The organism is Psychroserpens citreus (assembly GCF_055686305.1).
Genome location: NZ_CM145999.1, coordinates 663,164 through 687,592 on the forward strand (window position 1 = coordinate 663,164; position 24,429 = coordinate 687,592).

Here is a 24,429-nt window from a genome sequence, read left to right on the forward strand (position 1 = left end):
TATTATAGTATCACAAGTTTTTCGATTTTTTCGACTTGTTTATTTAAACGGTTAGATCTCACTTTTAGTTTATAAATATAGACCCCTTTTCCAATTTTACTACCAAAATCATCTCTTCCATCCCATACAATATCTTTTGATAGTGAGCTGGTAACTTTACTTCCTCCAGAGGTTTGACCATTTAAAGTTCGAACCAATTTACCTGACACAGTAAATATCTGTACTGAAACGTCTAAAACATCGGAACTATTGTGGTTAAACCAAAATTCTGTGTAATCAATAAATGGATTTGGATAATTTAACACATTCGTTATTACCAATTCTTCATCTTTATCTTTCACTAAAAACTCAATTTCAGCTGTTGAAGAATTATTATATACATCCCAAGCTTTTAAGGATAATGTATGTAACCCTGATTCTAAGTCTCTAAATAAATAACTCAGTTTTCCACTTTGATAATCATCAACATTTGCTTCATAATAATCATTGAGTATAAATGGATTGGTTTCATCTCCATCGAGGACAGCAACAATATCATGTCCAATACCACTAGCAGTGTTAATCCCATTTTCATCTTGAAGTTTAACCAATAAAGTGGGTTGTTCATTGGTAATACCACCAGACACAAAGTTTTCGTCATTCATAAATAAACTAATCAACGGTCCTGTATTATCTTCTTCAGCATTTTCATTAATCCCTCCAACTTGAATATCAAAACTGTATCCAGATTTATCATCTAAAATATTATCTTGTTTAGAGTAAAAACTCACTTTACCTTGACCTACAGGAATAAGAATATCTCGAGGCACAACAAATTCAAAATCAAATGCACCATTAGTCACTGTTGCTTGTCCCTTAAAAATAGTTTCACCTAAAGTTTTGAAATCTAAAATAACAGCATCTCCATTATCATTTCCTAATGTTTGTCTGTCTATTTCTTTATCAAAAACAGTTGCTGTTAGAATACCATTATAATTGGAAAGAAAATTCCCTGCAGTATCATAAACCTCACCAGATAATTTAACTTTATCCAAAGCTTTCAAGATATCGGTTTGTTGATCTATAGAAACATCATTCACTTTTGTTAACCTAATCTCGGGTCTTGGAATAGCTAATTTCATCGCCGGATCTCCAATAAAAAACACTAATGATCTTTGAGAACTTCCTGAAATTGAAGGGTCATTTTTTGTTAATCTCAGTGCTTCAGCTATTGAAGGATATTCGTTAGATCCATAACTAAATAAATATTCTTCAAGCACAACATTATAGCCCACACCTGTGGTCACGAAAATTTGTCGTGTTGTTGTAATTAATGCAATAGAACCACCTTCCTTATTCCAATAAGTAAACTCTCCTGCTGTTTGTCGTAGTGGATTATCAAATTTCGTATACTCGCATGTAATTGTGATGAATACATTGAATTTACACACATTCCTTATATCTTGAGCATCATTTTTTGTAAAAATTCGCTCAGCTGCTAATCCATCTTCACCTCCATGTCCAAAATAATTCACTACCAATGCGCCTACTTCAATAGCATCTTTTACTGCCTTATTAACAGCTGGGTAACGTTCACCACTAGCTGTAGATTCTTGCTGAAAAGCATCTGTATGAATTTTAACAGCATTAATAAATGGCTTTTCTTGCGATACTTCATTAGCAATAGCATCTGTTGTGTTTTGCAAAATAAATTCCCAAGTAGGAATATCAACATCATCTGAAATTGTTATGATATTATTTCTCCAGCTCCCAAAAGCTTCTTCAGCATAGTAGCCTTCAACTTTATCAACCATCTCTTTTGCTCTCTGTGGTGTATCTACTAACATACGTCCCACAGCTATATCTAACAAATCACCAGACGTCATTTGTCCTTCATTAACATCCATCATCCCATAGAAGTCATCAGAGATGAATGAAGATGTTAAACTAAAACTTTGTTGAGAAGCCCAAATAGGAACAATATTAGTATTATTTGAAATTCTGTCTTTCGGATCAAAAGACGCATCGCCAAAAAGACAAAGATATTTAATACGGTTTGTTGGGCTACTAGCATTATCATAGACATACTTTACCATGTTTCTAATAGCTCCTATATCTTGGTTTCCTGAACTAAATTCGGTGTAGATTTCATTAAGTGTTACGACCTTCACATTAAGGTTGTGTATATCCCTATTTATTTGAGCCAACCGTTCAGCTTGAGACACAAAATCATTTCTAGCAACGATAATATAATCTATATCTTCAAACTCTCCCTGGCTATTTAAAAAGATAGTCCCTTTAATATTTTGATTAGCAACAGTGGTATTACTATCTCTTGAGGGTTGAAAATAGTCTAAATTAGAAACTGTAATATAAGTTTTACTCGTGCCAGCAATATCTTTAAAACTAAATGTTTGACTTTGCTCTGCGTTAGAAACAGTAGTTACATTGTACTTATCTGTAATATCCCAAACCTCTTGAACATTAGTAGCATTTTCTAAATTGTATTTAACGACACCTGAGCTGAGAGCCACATCTTTATTTTTGAATCTTAGTTGGGTGCCTTCAAAAATTAAACTTCTAGTAGCTTCAATAGATATATAATCTAAATAGGTTGAACCAGATGGGTTACCATTATTATTAGATATCAAATCTATGGTCACTTCAGGTGATGATAAAAGTACATTTTCAGAATAGATATTTCCTGATGCTAATATAGGATCATCAATAGCAGAAAAGCCTAAAGTACTAACCAAGGTTCCGTTTAAAACAATTTGCATCGTAGGGGTTGGACTTTGACTCACCGCTCCAACTAACACCTTCACTCTTGCTGGCTCCTCACTTATTAAATTTGGAAAATTAAAAGAGAAACTCTGTTCATTTTCTATGTTAAATCGCTCTCCAAACCAGCGCCTCCCTAATTTTGCTATGTTCTCTTCATCTAACTCATGAAACTGATAATCCTGAAATGTATTAATTTCAATTGTCTCATCTTCTTCAGGCTGAGTCATTGGTTCGATACGCTTACCTAAACCTCCTCCGGTATTGATAAAATAATATGATTTATCAGTATATAAATTAATGTTAGTATCACTTTCTTGATTGTACTCTCTAGGACCTTCAGCATAGAACAAAATATAGTCACTATCATTAAATACACCATCTTCTTCTCCTATAAAACGAATTGCATTTTCTGTAAGATCTAATGGATAAAACTCATTGTTAGCCAAAGGAAGCATTGCGCCTCCATTACCATAGACTTTAATCGTTCTTGGGTCAACATTTGTATTCACCCCTAATGAATTCAAAAAACTCTTACTCAATCTAAACACTCCAGATTTATCAACATAAAATTTATGCCAATCGCCAGAGCTCAGAATTGAATTCGTTATTTCATTTGTAGTTTGGTTGGTTCTATTTTGAACACCATTTTGATAATTAATCGTAAATGCTGTTATTTTTTTATACACACCTCTGTCATTTATAATTGGTGAAATCTCAAGATATGTGTATATTTTATCTCTATCAATAGCATTTCGCAATCTAGCTTCAGGCTCGCTTTGTATTGTAGATAAAGGCAAATCTTTAAGATCATTAGCACTTATGTTTTGATAAACGACTTGACTTAATTCTACTGAATTTTCATCAACTAATGAAGAACTTTCCCATTGCGCATAAAAAACAATTCCTTGCTCTCTAGAAAAATTAAAATGCTTTCTATCAAAACTCGGAATTTCAATAGTAGAGGATTCTGTTTCGAGAACAGTAGGTTCAGTCCAAGATATATTAAATCTTTTTTCCTGAGAATATCCTAAAAATGAAATTATAATTAATGGAACTAGTAAATATGTTTTCATGCTAAATAAACGCCTATAAACTCCTGATATTATAGAGTCTCAATTTTTTATTCAAAATTACAACAATAAATGATTTATTCAATCGTTATTAAAGACAAAATACATCGATAAACTGACCAAAAATCCGTTATCATGTACAAAAAAGAGGATGAAATGCAACTTTTTTTGCAGGATTTTGCCAAAAAATGTTGTTAGTTTACCTTTAATTACTATATTGCGTCTCTAAAATTAAACTAGCTTACTTAAAAAGTATGGATATGAAAAACGTCTTAAATCTAAGGATACTATTAGCCCTAGTAGTTTCTTTAACAATCGTTAGTTGTAGTAGAAATTCTTCTGACAAGAACACTTCTAGAGCAACAGGATGGAAAATCAACGATAAAAATGGTGGTTTTCAATACAATGACAAATTCCAAGAACAGGAAACTGGACCAGGATTAGTCTTTATTGAAGGTGGTACGTTCACAATGGGAAAAGTTCAAGATGATGTTATGCATGATTGGAACAATTCTCCAAACCAACAACACGTGCAGTCATTTTATATGGATGAAACTGAAGTTACCAATAAAATGTATACTGAATATTTGGACTGGATAAAGAGAACTTATCCGCCAGAAGAAGAAAACTACAGATTAATATATGAAGGTGCACTTCCAGATACTTTAGTATGGAGAAACCGTTTAGGTTATGCAGAAATGATGACCGAAAACTATTTACGTCATCCAGGTTATGGTGAATATCCTGTTGTAGGTGTTAGTTGGATCCAAGCTGTTGAATTTGCAAACTGGAGAACCGATAGAGTTGCCGAAATGGATTTACAAAATGCTGGTTACTTAGAGCGAGATTCTCACCTTGCCTCTTCGGCTGAAAGCAATTTTAATATCGATACTTATATCAATGCTCCTACACAGACATACGGAGGGAATGATTCAATAATTAACCCAGAAAAATCAAGACGTAGAGTACAAACTACTGCTGCAGGTGATACAATTAATGTATATGCTAGTAGAGAGTCTGGTATTTTCTCACCAGATTATAGACTTCCTACAGAAGCAGAATGGGAATATGCTGCACTTGGTCTAAGTGAATTACGTAGCTACAACGTGTACAGAGGACGTAAAAAATACCCTTGGGATGGGCAATATACTCGTTCTGGAAAAAGAACAACTAGAGGTGATCAATTAGCTAATTTTAAACAAGGAAAAGGTGATTATGGTGGAATTGCAGGCTGGTCTGATGATGGTGCAGACATCACCGCTGAAGTCATGTCTTACCAACCTAATGATTATGGTCTTTACGATATGGCAGGAAATGTTGCTGAATGGGTTGCCGATGTTTACAGACCTATTGTTGACGATGAATTCAATGATTTCAACTACTATAGAGGTAATGTTTATACTAAAAATGCAATTAATGAAGATGGTACAGTAAAAATTGTTACTCCTGATGAAATCGTTTACGACACACTAAGTAATGGACAAATTGTTGCAAGAAACTTACCAGGTGAAATTCTTCAAGTTGGTGTTGATGAAAACGAAACCTATTTAAGAACTCAATTTGACAAGAGTGATAACAGAAACTTTAGAGATGGAGATGTAAGATCTTCTCGTCAATATGCTGATAGTTTTGACGAAGACGACACCGTTAATGATGATAGCAATACTCGTAAAATGTATAATTCTCCAAGACATAATGTTGAAAAAGATTCTACAGGAAAGCTATTGAAAGAATATGACACTTCTAATGACAGAACGTCGTTAATTAATGATGAAGTAAGAGTATATAAAGGTGGCTCATGGAGAGATCGAGCATATTGGATTGATCCTGCTCAACGTAGATACTTCCCACAAGATATGGCAACAGATTACATCGGATTTAGATGTGCAATGTCTAGAGTTGGTTCAAAATCTCAAGGAAATAAAAAAAGAAACTAAATAGTTTTAAAGATAAATTTGAAGTCCTAGTCATTATTGATTAGGACTTTTTTTATTACATTTATTTTATGACAATACACACTATCTATCAACATTATTTAGATTGCTCTACAGCTTGCACAGATACGAGAAAAATTTCAAATAACTGCATGTTTTTTGCACTTAAAGGCGATAATTTTAATGGCAACACCTTTGCCGAAAATGCTATTAGAAAAGGAGCTTCTTTTGCAATTATTGATGAAAAAAAATATCAAAAAAGCAATCAATATATCTTGGTAGACAATGTATTAAAAACGCTTCAAGAACTAGCAACATATCATCGTAAAACCTTAAACATTCCTATCATTTCTCTTACGGGAAGTAATGGAAAAACAACCACCAAAGAACTTATTAATGCAGTGCTATCAAAAACATATAATACTACTGCAACCATTGGTAATTTGAACAATCATATTGGTGTTCCTTTAACCTTATTGAGTCTAACTTCCAAAACTGACATTGGAATCGTTGAAATGGGTGCAAATCACCAAAAAGAAATTGAATTCCTTACCAACATTGCTTTACCTGATTATGGTTTCATTACTAACTTCGGAAAAGCGCATCTTGAGGGATTTGGTGGACTTGAAGGTGTGATTAAAGGAAAATCGGAAATGTATGTACACCTGAGGGATAATAATAAAACTATTTTCGTAAATGCCAATGACTCTTTACAAATTAAACAAGTTGGTGATTATCCTAAGCAGGTTTTATTTGGTAATGACACAAAACTGCTCAATTCTCAACCTTATGTAAAGCTTGCTTATAACGAACATATCATTCAATCACATCTTACAGGAGCCTATAATTATAATAACATTTGTGCAGCCATTGTTATTGGTAGGTATTTCAAAGTTCCTGATAGTAAAATCATTAATGCAATTGAGCATTATATCCCAAATAATAATCGTTCTCAAATTATCGAAAAAAAGGGTCATCATATTATTTTAGATGCCTATAATGCCAATCCTACGAGTATGAACGCGGCATTATCAAACTTTAATCAATTAGATAATACTAATAAGGTTGTTATTTTAGGGGACATGTTTGAATTGGGAGATGCGGCACAATTAGAACACCAGTCTGTTGCTAACTATGTTAATGATCTAAATATAGATTGTGTAATTTTAGTAGGTGAGAACTTTAACAACAGTAAAGTAAAACATGATAGTATTTACTATTTTGAATCATTTGACAGTCTTAAAAAAACGTTCCAAGATTTCGAATTTAAAAACAATACGTTTTTAATTAAAGGATCTCGAGGTATGGCTTTAGAACGAATTTTAGAATTACTTTAAGATCATCTAAACTTAATTAAGTTATTCTATATCAAAATCACTTCAGCAAATAGAAAATCTTGTTGCTAAAGCAACTTATCTTTTTTTATTGAAGTAAATCTTCAAAGCGTTGCTTTTCTTGGATTAACTCCGTTGTTCCAGAACTAAACCATTACTGCAAATAGAAAATCTTGTTGCTAAAGCAACTCATCTTTTTTTATTGAAGTAAATCTTCAAAGCGTTGCTTTTCTTGGATTAACTCCGTTGTTCCAGAACTAAACCATTACTGCAAATAGAAAATCTTGTTGCTAAAGCAACTCATCTTTTTTTATTGAAGTAAATCTTCAAAGCGTTGCTTTTCTTGGATTAACTCCGTTGTTCCAGAACTAAACCATTACTGCAAATAGAAAATCTTGTTGCTAAAGCAACTCATCTTTTTTTATTGAAGTAAATCTTCAAAGCGTTGCTTTTCTTGGATTAACTCCGTTGTTCCAGAACTAAACCATTACTGCAAATAGAAAATCTTGTTGCTAAAGCAACTCATCTTTTTTTATTGAAGTAAATCTTCAAAGCGTTGCTTTGGATTTACTTCAATAAAAAAATCTACACTTTCATGTAGATTTTCTGCTTGATGTGGGTCATACTGGATTCGAACCAGTGACTTCTACCCTGTCAAGGTAACACTCTAAACCAACTGAGTTAATGACCCTTATGTTAAAAACTAAAAAAGTCCACATTTCTGTGGACTTTTGTGGGCGCGAAGGGATTCGAACCCCTGACCCCTTGGGTGTAAACCAAGTGCTCTGAACCAACTGAGCTACGCGCCCTAAATATTGGACTGCAAATATAGTCTAGATTTTTAATTACCAAAAGCTTTTTTAAAAAAAATTAAAATAATTTTTTCAGGCTTTACTTCTTCAAAAAAATCACCTAATTAATAGTGTTCTGATTTATTTTGATATTTTTAAGTTTTATAAAACTAAGCCTTGAAATACATCTCATTTATTGACCAACTAGGTATCGATATAGAAACACTTTCTAATATTGACGCCAATGGAATTATTAAGCTTCAAAAACAACTCAAAGCTAAAGCGATGTTAGGAGATGCTAACAATTTAGGCGAAGTTGCTACACTCATTGAAAAGCTAAAAGATGAGTCTACCAAACAATGTCATGTATTTGTCGAAAAACATAAGTGGTTAAAACAACTTATTTCTGGAGAACATCAATATATCAAACAGAGTGAGATTGAAATTGACGAATCAGAAATTAAAGATATTGATGAGTTGACATATTTCCTAGCACCTTTTTTGAAGGAGAATCTAAAATTGTTCCTTTCAGACACCCTCAATAAAGGTAAATATGTTCTCCTTCTAAAAGTGTTGGCTCACAACCAGCTTTTTTCAGAAGAAAACAATCAACTTATTATTAATTTCTTCAAAGCACGTCTCAACTATGCCACAGTTTACTTACGAGAAAAACGGTTAAAAGATAAAGAGCATCCTGTAAGCTTTATTACGAACAAAGTTTTTATCAATTGTTTAAATGAGTATCCAGACAATTTTAACGAGGAAATACAAGAACTCAATTCTGAAGTGATTGATGTTTACAATTCTAAACGCAGAAATGTCAATAATTCACAATTTCGATTTGCAGCCAAAGCAATGGTTGCATTTGCAGTATTAGAAACTTCGAACTTTTTCCTAGGAGAAACGCTACGATCTAATGCCGGAATTGCTAGAGAATACTCATATTCTAGTAGATCAAGTAGTAAAACAGGCTCTGGATTTGGCGGATGGAGTGTTTTTGTAATTGTTATGATTGTTATCAGAATTATTTTCTGGGCCAGTAAAGGGTCTAATAGTAGTGATGATTTTGATTATATAAGAAATGGTGATTTTAATATTGAATATAACGACCAAATTCGACGTACTTTAGATAGTTTAAAAGCAACTGGCTATGGTATTGAAGAGACAGTAATTGAATCTACGGAAAGCGTTGAAGACACACCAAACTATGAGCGTTACAAACTAGCAGATCATATCAAATTCATTTACACATTAAAGCGAAAGGTAGAACGAGGAGATAGTCAAGAAGGCTATATTAAAACATTAGAAGCGTTTACTAATCCTTACCCCAAAACATTTAATGAGGTTTCATATTCCTTAAACAACAATGACAATACCTTGCTAAACATTGATAATAAGAGTGAGCAGGATTTGATTGTTTTTAGACTAACTGGTGGTATTGACGAATCTATTTACATTCCAAAACACAAAACTCTAGCAATAAAAGTCATTAATACAGATTCTTTAGTATTTTATACAGGAAAGAATTTTGTATCGAGTCGTTTTTCGCACTTTAAAAACAATATGGATTTATCCAATATGTTTCAAATCACAAATTACGATGCTAATAAAAAGAAATCAATAACAGTCTATCCTTTTGAAGATAAGATTAGTAAAGTAGAAAGCAGCTCGTCCAATAAAGTAATTATAGATACGACGAGGAATGAGCGTATTGTATTTAAAAACATAATCGCTAAACCTATCAATATCAACAAACTATACACCGATTATTACAATCGAAAATATCGGAATTAACTTAACCCTGTTCGGCTATCATCCTTAAAGCGCTTCTGTTTTTCTTTTTCGTAGTCAGGCAATAAAGCAGATAAACCATATACAATATGACGCAAAGATTTATAATCTTGTTTTTCTAGAGCCTTATCACCTTCTTTAAATAGTTTATCGGCTCTACGTTGATTAGAATACTCAGTGCAAAATTTAAGATTTAAGAAATAGGTGATAAAATTTTCATCGCTAGACTTTATGATAATGTCAAACAACTCGTCTAGTTCTTTAATTTTGGCACGAATTAAATATTTATTTCCTGAATTAATGACTTCACGTTCATTTTTTATGATGCGTTTATACTTATCTTGAAAGCGTTCGTTTTCGTCTTTATTGAGCTGATATTCTAAACTTTCCTTCGTATCATTATACTCCTCTATTTCTTTGGCAATAAGTTTATTTCGAGTTAAATCATCAAAATCTTGAATCAATTTTCGTTTCTTATCATCTAGTTGAAATTTGGCGTCAGACACATCATCATCATTAATAAGTGACGCTGCTATTTGTGTCTCGATTAATCCAACTCGAATTTTTTCCAATTGCTGAGAATATTCAAAGTTTTCTTCCGAATTATTAGCTCTAATAAGCGCTTCAACATCTCCAAGGACAGTATTAATTTCCATGTTTATTTTATGAAGACTGATAGCTCTTTCTGATTCACTGAACACATTTTTAAACTCTTGATCACAGGCTTGCAAAAAGACATTAATTTTTAAATCTCTAGACTCTGTTACTTCTAATTCTATTTCGATATCTGTCCCTTTAATCAAATCCTCTTCAAGGTCTTTTCCTGAAATTTCTATATACCCAATACTTAATCCCGAACTTGGTAAACCTTTTGCCTTTCCTTCAATGATATTAATAATCAAATTAGAATCGGATTGTTGCAATATGGTTTTAGAAGCTGTCTTGTATATTTTCTTTTTCAGTGGAAGAATACTTCCCTTAGCAAATACCATTTCTAAACGGGTTGTTGAGGCATCAAGATCATCTATCTCCATACAAATATCATTAGGCAATGGTTGGCCTTGAACATTATAACTTCCTTGATTAATTGCAATATTGTCTAAGCTTTTTAATACGTCTAATTCTGTGTTTAACAATTGAATTTTAAACTGATTTAATCGTCCTTCTAATAAAGGAACAAACTCAGAAAATCCGCCATCATCTAATGTCTTAACTCCAGAATCATATCCTCCATCTTTTCGCATTATTCTAAAACTACTAGCCTCTACCGAATGTATTTTACCTGTAATTAATTCTTCTAAATCTCTGGTATTTTGCTCATAAAACAACTTAAGACTTAAAGTATCTGCCGCTTCTTTTTCTATCTTAGTGTCAACTGTAGTAACCGTCATCGGCTTTGAGCCAGCATAATATGCAGCACCTAGAGCAACGGCAGAAGTTGGATCAATACTAGAGTTGACTTCAACACCTATTGCTTCAGAAATTCGTTTTTTAATTAATGGCACATATGTACTTCCTCCAATAAGTACCACACGATCTATTTGTGAATTTAATAATTGATTGTTTTTAATCACATCTTCAATAAAAGTAACAGTCTGTTCTACTTTTTGAGATATTAAACCTTCAAACGTTTCGCGTTTAAATGTAAAGGTCTCATAAAAATCAGTGTCATTAATTTCAATATCTAATTCGACTTCGGTTTCTTCATAATGTGATAATTCTTTCTTCGCTTCTTCTGCTATTTTAAGTAGTTCAAAATACAAGCCTTTATAGTTTGTGGTCTTTGATTTTAAATTTTTCCATAGCTCTGAAAGCCCTAACTTTTGTTCTATAAAAGGAACAATGATGTGCTCAACAATTAGATTATCAAAATCGGCTCCTCCAAGATAATTATCACCAAGGTTATCAATTACTTTTAGCTCTCGATCATTAACTTCAACTAATGCCACATCAAAGGTTCCTCCTCCAAAATCATAAACAATCCAGTATTGTTTATTGCTAACTTCAATAGTAGATGTGTTGGCAAATGCTAAGCAGGCAGCTATAGGTTCTTGTAATAACACGACCTCTTTAAAGCCAGCCATATAACCTGCTTTTTTTGTTGCATTAGATTGTATCGTATCAAATGATGCCGGAATTGTAATAACAACTGACTCTATTACGTCCACATCATTAACAAAGTTTTTTAATTCTTTGAGAATTAAAGAAGATAGTTCAATTGGAGACATCTCTTTATCTATTGCTGGCACATAATAGGTATCTTGAGTTCCCATTTTTCGCTTAAACAGCATGCAAATATTCTCTGCGTCTTTCTCTAAATAGTCTAGAGCTTTATCTCCAATAACAGTTCTATTACCTCGAAACGCAATACAAGAAGGCAAAGTTTGTTTTAAACCTAAAGGGTTATTATATATTTTGACGTTTCCATCATCATATTTAGCAATGAGACTATTGGTTGTCCCTAAATCTATGGCAAAGTTTATAGTTTTCATTTGAGGCTATCCTACAATTACGATTCCTTTTTGAAGGAGTCTGGTTTCATTATTTTCAACTTGATAAATTACGGGCTTAAGTACTTTGGTGATTTTAGATTTCCTATTTAAATCTCCCAAAATGTTAGCTTCCACATCTGTCATTTCGTTTCTATAGATCTGACCAATTGGATTCACAATTTGAAATCCCATAGCTTCAAATTCATGATAAATACGATCTAAATACCGATTTGCACTATCGTTATTGTCTTTTTTTAGTCTTAAATCTAACGCGAAAACTTGATTGATTATCTCTGTCATTTTAAAAAATTAATTGAAGATTAAATATACAAATATTTATAAGCTATACGATTTCAGCTACAACAAATGTACTCCCACCAACATAAATTAAATCATTATGCTTAGCCTGAGCTTTTGCTTCGTTTAATGCTGCATTTACAGACGAGTATGCTTTACCTTGAAACCCGTGTTGCTCAAAATATTTCAACAAGGCATTAGCCTCTAAGCCTCTAGGCACATCTGGTTTGCAAAAATAATAGTTAGCCGTTTTTGGCAACAAAGGTAATATGGAATTTAAGTCTTTATCATTTACAACTCCAAAAACAATATGAAGTTCATGATAGGTTTCAATTTGAAGTTGATCTATAATATAACTCAAACCTTCTCTGTTATGAGCCGTATCACAAATTATTTTAGGCTTATCTTGTAATTGCTGCCAACGCCCCAGAAGTCCTGTATTAGAAACAACACTTTGTAATCCGTTCTTGATATGATCATTAGAAATCCAAAATCCTCGATCATTTAATACTTTAAGTGTTTGGACCGCAGTTTTAATATTATGTTTTTGATAACTCCCTTTTAAATCACTATCAAATTCTTGAGTTATACACTGATCTGCGAAATAGATATCAGCATCATTTCTTACTGCAACTTCATCAAATACATCTTTTGTCTGCGTTTGTGTTTCGCCAATAACAACCGGAATATTAGATTTAATAATTCCAGCTTTTTCTCTAGCAATTGCTTCATAGGTAGTTCCCAAAAACTGCATATGATCAAAACCAATATTTGTAATTACTGAAATTTCTGGTGTTATAATATTTGTAGAATCCAATCGACCACCAAGTCCAACTTCAATTACAGCAATATCAACATTTTGTTTTGAAAAATAATCGAAAGCCATACCTACAGTCATTTCAAAAAACGAAAGTTGATGCTTTTCTAAAAATGACTTATTACGCTTAATAAATCCAATAACAAATTGTTTGCTTATACATTTGCCATTAATTTTAATCCGTTCTCTAAAATCTTTAAGATGTGGAGATGTATAGAGCCCAACCTTCAAGCCAGCCTCCTGAAGAACAGACGCTAACATATGACTTGTAGAACCTTTCCCATTGGTTCCAGCTACATGAATACTTTTAAAATACGTTTCTGGATGCTGTAAATGACTCGCAAGTAGGATTGTATTGGATAGGTCTTCTTTGTATGCTGTTTTACCCTGACTTTGATACATAGGTAACTGCTTGAACATCCAGTTGACAGTATCTTGGTAATTCATTAATTTGTAGGTGTAAAGTTTACACTTACCTTGCCATATTGTCGAGCAGGTGCATTTGCATCGGCTGGCCATTTATAAGATTTTGCTATTTTTTTAGCTTGTGCTTTTAAGCAAGAAGTGGCATTACTACTTCCTCGAACTCCAGGAGTAGCCTCTATGACTCTACCATCACGTCCAACTACAATATCAACAACAATAAGACCATATTCGTTTTCACAACCATCATGTAGTGTAAAACTTGGTTTACCTCTTCCATTTAGACCATATCCTACGCCTCCATTCCCTGAACCTGGAGTTCCTTTGTATGGTGCATAAGGGCTACCATCCAATTCTCCTTTATCACCTGGACCATCACCAGGGCCTTCGCCTCCTTTTGTTGGACCATCAGAGTTTTTTACACCACCTATAAGGGCATCTAACTTGTCTTTTTTGTCTTGTTCTTCTTTAGCTTTTCGCTCTTCTTCAGCTTTTTTAAGTTGCTCTAAACGTTCAGCCTCAGCTTTAGCTTTTGCTTCGGCTTTTTTAGCTTTTTTTATAGCAATCTCTTCAGCAGATTCATTAGTTAAAATATCTTCAGATTGACTTTTAGCGTCTGATGTCTCTTCTGGTTGTGCTTTGTCTGCTTGAGTATCTTCCTTAACAACCTCATCATTTTGTCTTGTCTTGATTGGTTCTTTAGGTTGTACATTTCCTGATCCAACAGGAGAATTTCCAAAATTGACAGCAACACCATATTCCTCTGGAGGATCCATATATGGCGGACCAACAACAAATAATAGCAATAGTAAGATAGCCACAATAAGAGCGGTTATCTTTGCTGAATTTCGTTCATGTTTGGTCTCAAAATACTTCATAATAGTTTCAATACTGCAATAGCTGTTCCAAAATAGCAGAAGAATTCAAATTAATTATTTGGTTTCACTGCTAAAATCACCTTGAATTTATTTCTGTTAGCAATGTCCATGACTTTTACAACATTTTCTACAGGGACCGATTTTTCAGCTCTTAATACAACTGTTGGTTGGTCTTGATTGGACAAGGCAGAAATTAATTCAGTCTCCAAGACACTCTCTCCAACCCTTTTTTGATCTATATAGTACGTTAAATCCTTTTTAATACTCACGGCCACCGATCTTTTATTTTCGGTTTTACCACTTGCCTTAGGCAAAAGTATATCTATCGCATTTGTTGTTACCAAAGTGGATGCCAGCATAAAAAAGATCAATAACAAGAATACAATATCAGTCATGGATGACATATTGAACTCTGGTGTTACTTTATTTCTTCCTCTTAAGTTCATTAAATAGGCTCGTTTAAGTGATCTAAGAATTCTAATGAATTAGCTTCCATTTGATATACAACTTTATCTGTTTTAACTACCAAATGATTATAAGCCATATAAGCTACGATACCTACAATAAGTCCAGCAACCGTCGTTGTCATCGCTGTGTATAACCCGTCTGACAATTGTTTGATATCTATTTGACCTCCTGAATTAGCAATTTCAAAAATGGATAAAATCATACCTATCACAGTTCCTAAAAACCCAATCATTGGAGCAACACCTGAGATTGTTGCCAAAATACTTACGTTCTTTTCCAAACTATAGATTTCTAATCGTCCAGCATTTTCAATAGCTGTATTGATATCTTCTAAAGGTTTTCCAATACGAGTAATTCCTTTATTTATCAAACGTGAAACAGGCGAATTAACCTGAGCACACAACATTTGAGCAGAATCAATTTTACCATTACTCACGTGGTCTTTAATTTGATTCATAAAATTAGAATCAACTTTAGACGCAGCTTTAATTGCGAAAAGGCGTTCAAAATAGATGTAAATAGCAAAGATTAACATCACAAACAACAACGCAATAATGATTTGTCCTGCAGTGCCACCACTGCTTATGAGCTCTATAATGGATAGTGTTTTTTCGGCAGATTCGGCATCAGTAATGAGCTCTGCTCCATCTTGAATATCACTTTGTAATATCATTTTATAGGTATTGAAAATTAAAATTAACTATTGTAATAACGCTTGTTTTCTTTTTAAAGTATATGTTTAAAACAATGTTCTCGTAAACATAAAGGCAATGGCACCTGCAAGGAAACCAATAAGTGCTAACCATGCTATTTTTTTAAGATACCAGAAAAAATCAATTTTTTCCATTCCCATAGCAACTACACCTGCGGCAGACCCAATGATTAACATACTTCCTCCTGTTCCAGCTGAATATGCAATAAAATGCCAAAGCTCATTATCTATAGGCTCAGAAAACATTCCTAAACTTGCAGCAACTAATGGTACATTATCTATAACTGCTGAACCAACACCTAGAAGGAGAACCACTAAATCAGAAACGCCTTCACCGTGCAACTCTGTACCTAACATTGGCATTGTTTCTTGAAGTGTACCCGCAAATCCAAATAAAATACCTAAAGATTCTAATGCCGCTACGGCCATTAAAATTCCGAGAAAAAACAGAATACTAGGTAATTCTATTTTAGATAAAGAGTGGTGCACAGGACTATGATGCGAGTGCTCCTCATGTTCATCAGAATCATGGCTAGAAATACTAAACTTAGAATTACTATAGATTTCAGCGAAAATTGCTACAACACCTAAGGCCAACATCATACCAACATAAGGAGGTAAATGTGTTACAGTTTTAAATATTGGAACAGACACTATTCCTCCTAAACCAAGGTATAGCATTGTAGAACTAAATCTACTTTTCGGTTTATCATTATCACTAACATTTTGCTCTAGATCACCTTGAAAAGGTTTCATAAATGAGGCAATAAAAAATGGAATCAACATACAGATAAGAGATGGTATAAATAAATAAGCAAACAAATATCCGGTAGTTACCTTTTTACCAATCCATAACATAGTGGTTGTCACATCTCCGATAGGAGACCAAGCACCACCTGCATTCGCAGCAATAATTATTAAACCTGCATACCAAATTCGAACACTTCTATCTGATACTAATTTTTGTAAGATGGAAATTAAAACGATAGTAGCTGTTAAATTATCAATAATCGCAGAAAGGAAAAACGCTAAGAACCCAAAAATCCAAAGGATTTTCTTTTTGCTTTTCGTTTTTATAAAACCTTTAATCGTAGAAAATCCATCAAAATAATCAATAATTTCAACAATCGTCATAGCTCCAAGAAGGAATACCAAAATTTCGGCTGTTTTACCTAAATGATGTAGAAGAGTTTCTTCCATCCAATGCATTTTATCGTCGTGACCTAGACTTTCAAAACCATCAACTAATCCATGACTAGAGGAATCAAACCATTGAGGAAATGAATCTATTCCTAATGAAATGAGAGCCCAACTTATGGCCATCATTACCAATGCCGGAATTAATTTGTCAATTTTAATACTATGCTCTACTGTAATGGCCAAATAGCCTAATACAAATACAATTATAATAATGCTTTCCATAATAGTTATCGGATTATATTAATTGGGTTAAGGCAATCTCGAAAGCTGTAGCGCTTATGCCTGTTTTGGTTTTATTCTGTTCGTAAACTTTTTCTATTGCTTTTCTTATAATTTCTGAAGTATCATTAAAAATTGCTTCATCTGTCATTTGCACTTTTCGTTCCATAAAGTACGCAAATACTCTTGCCATACCACAGTTAGAAATAAAATCTGGAATCAAGCTTACTTTATTATCGGTATGCTCCATAATGCTTCCGAAGAAAATTTCTTTATCAGCAAATGGCACATTAGCACCACATGAAATAACCTCTAAGCCAGTACCAATCATTTGATCAATTTGATTTTGTGTAATTAATCGTGATGCTGCGCAAGGGGCAAAAATCTCGGTCTCTAATGCCCATATTTTTTCATTCATTTCAGAAAACGGAATAAGACTATCACTTACCAAAGTGTTTCCTGATTTAGCTAGATATAGCTCAGTTATGTCTTCAAAAGAAAATCCTTCTTCTTTAATTAATCCTCCCACAATATCAATAATACCGACCACCTTTGCTCCCATTTGAGCCAAATAAAATGCGGCGGCAGCTCCTACATTACCAAAACCTTGAACAATGGCACGTTTTCCGATGATTGTATCACCTTGAACATCATAAAAATGTTTAGCTGCAACAGCAACACCATAACCAGTAATCATATCTGCTACAGTATACTTTCTCGAAACACTAGGTGAGTATTTTGGGTTCTCAATAACTTTAATTACACCATGTCTTAACTGTCCGATACGATTAATTTTATCAGCTTGGGTTGGCTTAAAATGACCTTCAAACACACCTTCTTGCGGATGCCAAACACCACTTTCTTCAGTGATTGGAATGACTTCATGTATTTCATCAACATTGAGATCTCCACCTGTACCATAGTAACTTTTCAACAAAGGAGAAACTGCTTTATACCAACGTTCTAACACGCCCTTTTTCCTAGGGTCTTTCGGGTCAAAATTAATACCAGACTTTGCACCTCCAATAGCTGGTCCTGATACTGTAAATTTCACTTCCATCGTTTTAGCAAGTGACAATACTTCATTCATATCTAACCCTTTTCGCATTCTAGTACCTCCACCAGCTGCTCCTCCTCTTAGAGAATTAATCACAGTCCAACCTTCGGCTTCCGTTTCAGGATCCTTCCAATTAAAAATTATTTCTGGTGCTTTGTCTTCGTATTTTTGTAATAACTCTTTCATTTATATTCTTTAAATCTTTGATAACTTCATTTAAAAATTCGTGATATACTAGAAGAGTAGTTAAAGTTGATTCATTGGTTAACTGTTAAATTGGTTTGTTTAACAAATATAAAAAACTAAAAATCGGTATATATTAATTTTGCAATAATTTTACGGATAATATATTTCGCCAGAAGAATGGTCATGAATTGCCCCAGTAACACTAGACAAACAATTGACTTCTCCTCTAAGTTTTAATACACCAAGAAGGCCAAAAATTAAGGCTTCTTTGAATTCAATTATAGCTTTTGATGGTACTTCAAGATCAATTTCAATCATGCTTGATATTCGTTCTAAAAGAAATTTATTATAAGCTCCTCCACCAGTAAAAAGCACTTTCGAGTTTGGAAGAATCACTTGCGATATTTGAACAGCAATATGCTCAACATAAGTTCTAAGCACATCAGCTTCTGAAAGATTATATGATTCTAAAAGTGGAAATATTTTAGATTCCACCCATTCTAAACCTAAAGATTTAGGTGGTTTCAAACTGTAAAATTCCAAAGCATTTAAATCATCTAAGAGTTTATGATTAACCTGACCAGATTTAGCAATATCTCCCTTATCATCATAATCAAAACCCAAGCGTTTAGTGAAATGATTCATCACAATATTCACAGGGCAAATGTCATATGCAATTCTTTGTTTATCTATTTCCGAAGAAACATTTGCAAACCCACCTAGATTAACACAAAAATCATAATCCGAAAACAGTAGCTTATCACCTATAGGAACTAAAGGTGCGCCTTGTCCGCCATAGCCTACATCTTTCGTTCTAAAATCACAAACAACTAGGTGATTTGTAAGCTTAGCAATAAGAGGCAAATTTCCAATTTGGTAGGTAAGTTGGTTCTCAGGTTGATGCAAGGCTGTATGTCCATGTGAACAAATGGCATCAATATTTTGGAGATGATACGTCTTGATAAAATCATTAATAACAGTAGACACATACTTGGTATAAGTATGATCAAGCTGTCTCAATTCATTCAAATCTAAGCTTGTAAGATTTGATAATTTTTGCTTCCAAAAATCTGAATATGATACAGTTTCTGTACAATGAATTTTAAATAACCAACTGTTCTTAAATTCAAAAGTGACATGTGCTATATCTATCCCGTCTAGAGAGGTTCCTGACATGACTCCAATGATATTATACTTAGATTTTATCATATTCAGTAAAAATAACAATACTCATTGAAAATATGCTAATAAAGAGTTATCTTTGACATCATTTTTTATCAATTCAATAATTTTTTCAAATATGGATTTTAGTTTAACCGAAGAACATATGATGATTCGCGACGCAGCTCGTGATTTTGCTCAAACTGAATTATTACCTGGCGTTATAGAACGTGATAATACACAAACTTTCTCTGATGAGATTGTTCGTAAAATGGGAGAGCTTGGTTTTATGGGTATTATGGTCGATCCAAAATATGGCGGAAGTGGTATGGATGCTATTTCTTATGTTTTGATTATGGAAGAACTTTCAAAAATTGATGCTTCCGCATCTGTTATGGTATCGGTTAATAACTCTCTTGTATGCTATGGTTTAGAAGCTTACGGCACAGAAGAACAAAAGCAAAAATATCTTACCAAATTAGCAACCGGCCAATGTATTGGTGCATTTTGTTTAAGTGAACCTGAAGCTGGAAGTGATGCCACATCACAAGCTACTACTGCTATCGACAAAGGAGATCATTATGTCATTAACGGAACAAAAAACTGGATAACTAATGGTGGTCGTGCTGAAGTATACTTAGTCATTGCGCAAACTGATAGAGATAAAGGGCACAGAGGAATTAACGCTTTTATTGTTGAAAAAGGCATGGAAGGGTTTGATATTGGACCAAAAGAAGATAAATTAGGAATTAGAGGAAGTGACACACATACATTACAATTTAATGATGTAAAAGTCCCTAAAGAAAATCGAATTGGTGATGATGGATTTGGATTTAAATTCGCGATGAAAACATTATCAGGTGGACGTATAGGTATTGCTGCACAAGCTTTAGGAATAGCATCTGGTGCTTACGAATTAGCATTAAAATATTCTAAAGAACGAAAGGCTTTTGGTACTGAAATTTGTAACCATCAAGCTATCGCTTTTAAGTTAGCAGATATGTATACAGAAATAGAAGCTGCTCGTATGCTTGTGATGAAAGCTGCTTGGGATAAAGATCAAGGTAATAACTACGATATGTCTAGTGCTACAGCTAAACTCTATGCTTCTAAAGTAGCAATGGAACAAACTGTTGAAGCTGTTCAAATTCACGGAGGAAACGGATTCGTAAAAGAATACCATGTAGAACGTTTAATGCGTGATGCAAAAATTACTCAAATTTATGAAGGAACATCTGAAATTCAAAAAATTGTAATTTCACGAGGTGTATTGAAAGATTAACAAACACTTTAAAATCAATCCATTAAAAAGACTCAACTAAGCGTTGAGTCTTTTTTTTTACCATCTATACACCTTTTTCATCAACACGTAAGTTTTTTATTTCTAATGATACATTTTTGATAAGACGACAATAACTCTTCAACTATCTTAGCAATATATTACTCTCTGTAAATCAATGATTTACAGTTTATTTATTAGCTAACGCAACATATGTTGCATCCTTTGTTACATTATAGATATCGTGCCCTATAATCTATAAATACATTTGAGAAAATTTATTTAAAACCATAAACATGAAAACAAAAATTACGCTATTAGCAACTTTAATTTGCTTATTTGTTAATGCCAACAATATTACGGTAAGTAATATTTCATTAGAGAACTTAAATGACCCAGATTGGGTACAGGTAGAATTTGATTTAAGCTGGGAAAATTCCTGGCGATTAAGCGCAGGCCCATCAAATTGGGATGCTGCATGGGTGTTTATAAAATATCGTGTAAACAGTGGAGATTGGGCACATGCGCAACTCAATTCATCAGGTTTTGTTGCGGCCACTGGCAGCATTATAGATGTAACAGCAGATGGAACTGGAGCTTTCGTATACCGAGATAGTGACGGTAGTGGAAATTTAAACTTACAAAATATGCGTTTACGCTGGGATTACGGATCGATTGATACTAATGATATCATTGACTTACAAGTGTTTGCGATTGAAATGGTTTATGTTCCTGAAGAAACTTTTGCTGTTGGTGGAACTTCAGGTGATGAAATTGGCAAATTTTATTCATTTATACCTACTATTTCATATTCAATAAGCTCAGAAAACCCAATTACAGTATCTGGTGGAATAGGAAACCTTTATTATAGTGCAGCCCAAGGGGAACCTGGAGATCAATTAGGTCCAATTCCTTTAGAATTCCCAAAAGGCTTTAATGCTTTTTATTGTATGAAATATGAGGTTAGTCAAAGTCAGTGGGTGAGTTTTTTTAATACGTTGACTGACTCTCAAAAAATCGAAAATGATATTACAGGCGTTACGGGAAAAAATTCTGATGATGAATTTACTAGAAATGCCGTTTCTTGGTTAGATGGCGCCACGAATGCTACAACGACAAACCCAGATATACCTTTAAACTATGTTTCAAACCTAAGAGTTTCTTCGTATTTAGATTGGGCTGGTTTGAGGCCTATGACCGAATTAGAATATGAAAAAGCATGCCGAGGGCCAATTGCACCTAAAGCCGGTGAATTTGCTTGGGGAAATTCAAATGTCGCTATCAGTCCTTACACTGTAATTAACGAATCTCAACCAAATGAGCTTATTAGTAATCCAGAAACAGGAACTGGCAATATGGTATACTTAGAGACTAATGGAACTCCAACTGGACCTAAAAGGTGTGGGATCTTAGCTGCAAGTGCCATTAACAAAACTAGAGAAGAAACTGGTGGAAGTTATTACGGTATTATGGAACTCAGTGGCAATCTATATGAACGCTGTATAACCGTAGGTAATCCTGAAGGAAGAAGTTTCACTAATACTAATGGTGATGGTAGCCTCGCTACAAATGGTCTTGCAAATGTGGCGAGTTGGCCTACAGATAATACGGGCTGGGGATTTAAAGGAGGTGCTTATATTAACCAATCTACATTTATTCGAGTTTCAGATAGAAATGATGCGGCAAATGGATTTTCAGGATCTAATAGTAGAATAGGGTTTAGAGGTATTAGATCGGCTAATTAAAATGCATAGATTATGACTAATCGTATTTATATTTTATATGTGTTTCTATGTACCTCTTTAGCTAATGCTCAATACATGGGAGGATCAGACGATGGAAGTGATTGGTCTGTACTAAATGGAAGTAAACTCAATGGTACCATCGCATCTTTTTCAGTTCTGTATCAAGGAAGCTCTGGTGATGGGTTTGATGCGGAAAATGACCAATTAATACTATCCAATTCTAGTTTCAACATTTATAATGGTAGAAATGGTGATGGATTTTCACAACATCTAATAGCGTTAACCCTTTTGGGGAATGTTATTAATGACTTATATCAAGGAAATAGTGGTGATGGGTTTTCAATAGACATGCAACAAAGTATTCTCAATGGACAAAACACCACAGTTATGTTTTTAGGTAACGATGGTGATGGCGCTGACAATGAAATCTCTATCGGTCTATTGCTAGAAGGGTTTATGAGTGATTTATTTAAAGGTGGAAATGGTGATGGATTTGCGAGTTTATTAAAACCAGATAATTATTTAACTGGAGTCATGCTAGTGCTTTTTAACGGTGGAAATGGCGACGGGTTTGCAGTAAATAATTTCACATCAGCTTTAACGCTTGATGTTGTAGAGCAGCTCATACAGTTAGATATCTTATTATATCCAAATCCCGCGAGTCATGTAGTTCAATTAAAACCTTCTGATGGGCTTATTATTTCTTCGGTTGAATTATATGACATTTCAGGAAAAAAAATTGACGCACATTTAGCTGAAGATAATAGTATGAACGTTTCAAATCTATCTGATGGTGTATACCTTTTAAATATATTCTCAGAAAACAGGAGTGTTACTAAGAGATTGATAATTAAAAAATAATATTAAACATTCAAAAACCAGTAAACTAAAAAAGGTGAGTTTACTGGTTTTAAATTTCATTTTAAACTAAATCATACCTTCTCTCACACACTTAGTGATAAGCTCAGCACTATTTTTACAACCAGACTTCTTCAAAATATTACGCTTATGTGCTCTTACAGTATGTGGTGAAATGTGGAGGAGATTAGCTATTTCATTAAAATCAAATCCTTCAGACATTTTTCTAATAATTTCCATTTCACGCTTAGTAAATCGTGTTTGATTTTTAGGTTCATTTAAATTTATGTATTCACCCTTTTTCATAGCGTAATAAGAAGGCCCACCATCAAAAGCTAGAATTGACACTTTATGGTCAACTGGTATATTCAAATGTGTCACATCGGTATGAATTACCAAAGCCTGCTGCATTTTACTATCTTTTGAAACATTAAGTGCCATAGCCTGATGCAGAATAGTTTTATACTTACCCATACTATGTCTTAAACGTTTTAAATAGACAGCCTTAAAAGCAAAAGCTCCATTAATAGTGGCTTCATTATACAAGAAATCTCCAATGATTTCCTCTTTTTCATGTAGTTTTTGAAAATCCTCTGGGTGGTACAACGAAAAAAGTGTTTCCAAATCTAAGGCTTCAGGCTTTACACCTAACACATCCAAAACACCATCGCTTACAAACTCAATTTTGAATTCTGCCATATTCATTACGAAATAATAAAATGGCCCAAGAGATAACAAGAATGTCATCTTATTTATTAGCTCACTAAAATCAGAACTATTATTAAGTTGCTTAACCTGATTTGTAGATTTCCAAAGAGACAAGACTTTTGGTTCTTTATGATTTTCCATTGTAATTGTTTGATTAACAATTTAATCAAAAAAAAATTATTTTAAAAATACCTCATATGTACTATTTTTTTATCACTTGTATTTCGTAATTTTAATAAGCTATTA

General features: G+C 33.5%; 17 protein-coding genes and 2 tRNA genes. 6 read left to right on the forward strand and 13 right to left on the reverse strand.

What is annotated here, in order from left to right:
- Positions 1 to 2: 2 nt before the first annotated feature.
- A complete protein-coding gene (gene porU, locus ACTU6T_RS03115) occupies positions 3 to 3,836 on the reverse strand; it encodes a type IX secretion system sortase PorU (RefSeq protein ID WP_460219807.1) in 3,834 nt (1,277 codons plus the stop codon).
- A gap of 251 nt (positions 3,837 to 4,087) precedes the next feature.
- Here porU and gldJ point away from each other — a divergent pair, with 251 nt between their 5' ends.
- Positions 4,088 to 5,770, forward strand: a complete 1,683-nt coding sequence (gene gldJ / locus ACTU6T_RS03120) for a gliding motility lipoprotein GldJ (protein WP_460219808.1) — start codon at positions 4,088 to 4,090, stop codon at positions 5,768 to 5,770.
- Positions 5,771 to 5,838: 68 nt separating this feature from the next.
- Positions 5,839 to 7,104 carry a UDP-N-acetylmuramoyl-tripeptide--D-alanyl-D-alanine ligase gene (locus tag ACTU6T_RS03125; RefSeq protein WP_460219809.1) on the forward strand — a complete coding sequence of 422 codons (1,266 nt, stop codon included), beginning with the start codon at positions 5,839 to 5,841 and terminating at the stop codon, positions 7,102 to 7,104.
- 613 nt (positions 7,105 to 7,717) lie between these two features.
- Here ACTU6T_RS03125 and ACTU6T_RS03130 read toward each other — a convergent pair.
- Together ACTU6T_RS03130 and ACTU6T_RS03135 are read right to left on the reverse strand one after the other, a co-directional pair.
- Positions 7,718 to 7,792 (reverse strand) — tRNA-Val (locus ACTU6T_RS03130).
- Positions 7,793 to 7,835: 43 nt separating this feature from the next.
- Positions 7,836 to 7,910: transfer RNA gene (locus ACTU6T_RS03135), tRNA-Val, on the reverse strand.
- A gap of 159 nt (positions 7,911 to 8,069) precedes the next feature.
- Between ACTU6T_RS03135 and ACTU6T_RS03140 the strand changes: the two genes are divergently transcribed.
- Positions 8,070 to 9,686 carry a hypothetical protein gene (locus ACTU6T_RS03140; protein ID WP_460219810.1) on the forward strand — a complete coding sequence of 539 codons (1,617 nt, stop codon included), beginning with the start codon at positions 8,070 to 8,072 and terminating at the stop codon, positions 9,684 to 9,686.
- On the opposite strand, the gene ACTU6T_RS03145 is transcribed toward ACTU6T_RS03140, so the two are convergent.
- The 9 genes from ACTU6T_RS03145 to ACTU6T_RS03185 form a co-directional block, all read right to left on the reverse strand.
- Complete coding sequence (locus ACTU6T_RS03145; protein WP_460219811.1) at positions 9,683 to 12,175, reverse strand: Hsp70 family protein; 2,493 nt, start codon at positions 12,173 to 12,175, stop codon at positions 9,683 to 9,685. The genes ACTU6T_RS03140 and ACTU6T_RS03145 overlap by 4 nt on opposite strands.
- Before the next feature lie 6 nt (positions 12,176 to 12,181).
- Entirely contained in the window at positions 12,182 to 12,475 is a 294-nt protein-coding gene (locus ACTU6T_RS03150) for a hypothetical protein (protein WP_460219812.1), read from the reverse strand.
- Between the two features lie 43 nt (positions 12,476 to 12,518).
- Complete coding sequence (locus ACTU6T_RS03155) at positions 12,519 to 13,736, reverse strand: bifunctional folylpolyglutamate synthase/dihydrofolate synthase (RefSeq protein ID WP_460219813.1); 1,218 nt, start codon at positions 13,734 to 13,736, stop codon at positions 12,519 to 12,521.
- Positions 13,736 to 14,590, reverse strand: a complete 855-nt coding sequence (locus tag ACTU6T_RS03160; RefSeq protein WP_460219814.1) for an energy transducer TonB — start codon at positions 14,588 to 14,590, stop codon at positions 13,736 to 13,738. Before ACTU6T_RS03160 ends, ACTU6T_RS03155 begins: the two co-directional genes overlap by 1 nt.
- A gap of 50 nt (positions 14,591 to 14,640) precedes the next feature.
- Positions 14,641 to 15,036: an ExbD/TolR family protein gene (locus tag ACTU6T_RS03165; RefSeq protein WP_460219815.1), complete on the reverse strand. Its 396-nt coding sequence runs from the start codon at positions 15,034 to 15,036 to the stop codon at positions 14,641 to 14,643.
- Positions 15,036 to 15,731, reverse strand: coding sequence for a MotA/TolQ/ExbB proton channel family protein (locus ACTU6T_RS03170; protein ID WP_460219816.1), 696 nt, complete (start codon positions 15,729 to 15,731; stop codon positions 15,036 to 15,038). Before ACTU6T_RS03170 ends, ACTU6T_RS03165 begins: the two co-directional genes overlap by 1 nt.
- 66 nt (positions 15,732 to 15,797) lie before the next feature.
- Positions 15,798 to 17,192: a sodium:proton antiporter NhaD gene (gene nhaD, locus ACTU6T_RS03175; RefSeq protein WP_460219817.1), complete on the reverse strand. Its 1,395-nt coding sequence runs from the start codon at positions 17,190 to 17,192 to the stop codon at positions 15,798 to 15,800.
- 13 nt (positions 17,193 to 17,205) lie between these two features.
- The gene (locus tag ACTU6T_RS03180) at positions 17,206 to 18,432 is read right to left on the reverse strand and encodes a Glu/Leu/Phe/Val dehydrogenase dimerization domain-containing protein (protein ID WP_460219818.1); all 1,227 of its coding nucleotides are present in this window, start codon (positions 18,430 to 18,432) and stop codon (positions 17,206 to 17,208) included.
- A 150-nt stretch (positions 18,433 to 18,582) separates the two neighbouring features.
- Positions 18,583 to 19,641 carry an anhydro-N-acetylmuramic acid kinase gene (locus tag ACTU6T_RS03185; protein WP_460219819.1) on the reverse strand — a complete coding sequence of 353 codons (1,059 nt, stop codon included), beginning with the start codon at positions 19,639 to 19,641 and terminating at the stop codon, positions 18,583 to 18,585.
- A 91-nt stretch (positions 19,642 to 19,732) separates the two neighbouring features.
- On the opposite strand from ACTU6T_RS03185, the gene ACTU6T_RS03190 reads away from it, so the two are divergent.
- The 3 genes from ACTU6T_RS03190 (at position 19,733) to ACTU6T_RS03200 (ending at position 23,478) form a co-directional block, all read left to right on the forward strand.
- A complete protein-coding gene (locus ACTU6T_RS03190; RefSeq protein WP_460219820.1) occupies positions 19,733 to 20,875 on the forward strand; it encodes an acyl-CoA dehydrogenase in 1,143 nt (380 codons plus the stop codon).
- Positions 20,876 to 21,168: 293 nt separating this feature from the next.
- Positions 21,169 to 22,617 (forward strand): SUMF1/EgtB/PvdO family nonheme iron enzyme, encoded by a 1,449-nt coding sequence (locus ACTU6T_RS03195; RefSeq protein WP_460219821.1) that lies wholly within the window; start codon positions 21,169 to 21,171, stop codon positions 22,615 to 22,617.
- A gap of 12 nt (positions 22,618 to 22,629) precedes the next feature.
- Positions 22,630 to 23,478, forward strand: a complete 849-nt coding sequence (locus ACTU6T_RS03200; protein WP_460219822.1) for a T9SS type A sorting domain-containing protein — start codon at positions 22,630 to 22,632, stop codon at positions 23,476 to 23,478.
- Between the two features lie 66 nt (positions 23,479 to 23,544).
- On the opposite strand, the gene ACTU6T_RS03205 is transcribed toward ACTU6T_RS03200, so the two are convergent.
- Entirely contained in the window at positions 23,545 to 24,324 is a 780-nt protein-coding gene (locus ACTU6T_RS03205) for a response regulator transcription factor (RefSeq protein ID WP_460219823.1), read from the reverse strand.
- Positions 24,325 to 24,429 lie beyond the last annotated feature (105 nt).

Coding starts and splice junctions, on each gene's coding strand:
- porU (WP_460219807.1), bottom strand. CDS start 3,836: ATGAAAACATATTTACTAGTTCCATTAATTATAATTTCATTTTTAGGA.
- gldJ (WP_460219808.1), top strand. CDS start 4,088: ATGGATATGAAAAACGTCTTAAATCTAAGGATACTATTAGCCCTAGTA.
- ACTU6T_RS03125 (WP_460219809.1), top strand. CDS start 5,839: ATGACAATACACACTATCTATCAACATTATTTAGATTGCTCTACAGCT.
- ACTU6T_RS03145 (WP_460219811.1), bottom strand. CDS start 12,175: ATGAAAACTATAAACTTTGCCATAGATTTAGGGACAACCAATAGTCTC.
- ACTU6T_RS03150 (WP_460219812.1), bottom strand. CDS start 12,475: ATGACAGAGATAATCAATCAAGTTTTCGCGTTAGATTTAAGACTAAAA.
- ACTU6T_RS03155 (WP_460219813.1), bottom strand. CDS start 13,736: ATGAATTACCAAGATACTGTCAACTGGATGTTCAAGCAGTTACCTATG.
- ACTU6T_RS03160 (WP_460219814.1), bottom strand. CDS start 14,590: ATGAAGTATTTTGAGACCAAACATGAACGAAATTCAGCAAAGATAACC.
- ACTU6T_RS03165 (WP_460219815.1), bottom strand. CDS start 15,036: ATGAACTTAAGAGGAAGAAATAAAGTAACACCAGAGTTCAATATGTCA.
- ACTU6T_RS03170 (WP_460219816.1), bottom strand. CDS start 15,731: ATGATATTACAAAGTGATATTCAAGATGGAGCAGAGCTCATTACTGAT.
- nhaD (WP_460219817.1), bottom strand. CDS start 17,192: ATGGAAAGCATTATTATAATTGTATTTGTATTAGGCTATTTGGCCATT.
- ACTU6T_RS03180 (WP_460219818.1), bottom strand. CDS start 18,432: ATGAAAGAGTTATTACAAAAATACGAAGACAAAGCACCAGAAATAATT.
- ACTU6T_RS03185 (WP_460219819.1), bottom strand. CDS start 19,641: ATGATAAAATCTAAGTATAATATCATTGGAGTCATGTCAGGAACCTCT.
- ACTU6T_RS03190 (WP_460219820.1), top strand. CDS start 19,733: ATGGATTTTAGTTTAACCGAAGAACATATGATGATTCGCGACGCAGCT.
- ACTU6T_RS03195 (WP_460219821.1), top strand. CDS start 21,169: ATGAAAACAAAAATTACGCTATTAGCAACTTTAATTTGCTTATTTGTT.
- ACTU6T_RS03200 (WP_460219822.1), top strand. CDS start 22,630: ATGACTAATCGTATTTATATTTTATATGTGTTTCTATGTACCTCTTTA.
- ACTU6T_RS03205 (WP_460219823.1), bottom strand. CDS start 24,324: ATGGAAAATCATAAAGAACCAAAAGTCTTGTCTCTTTGGAAATCTACA.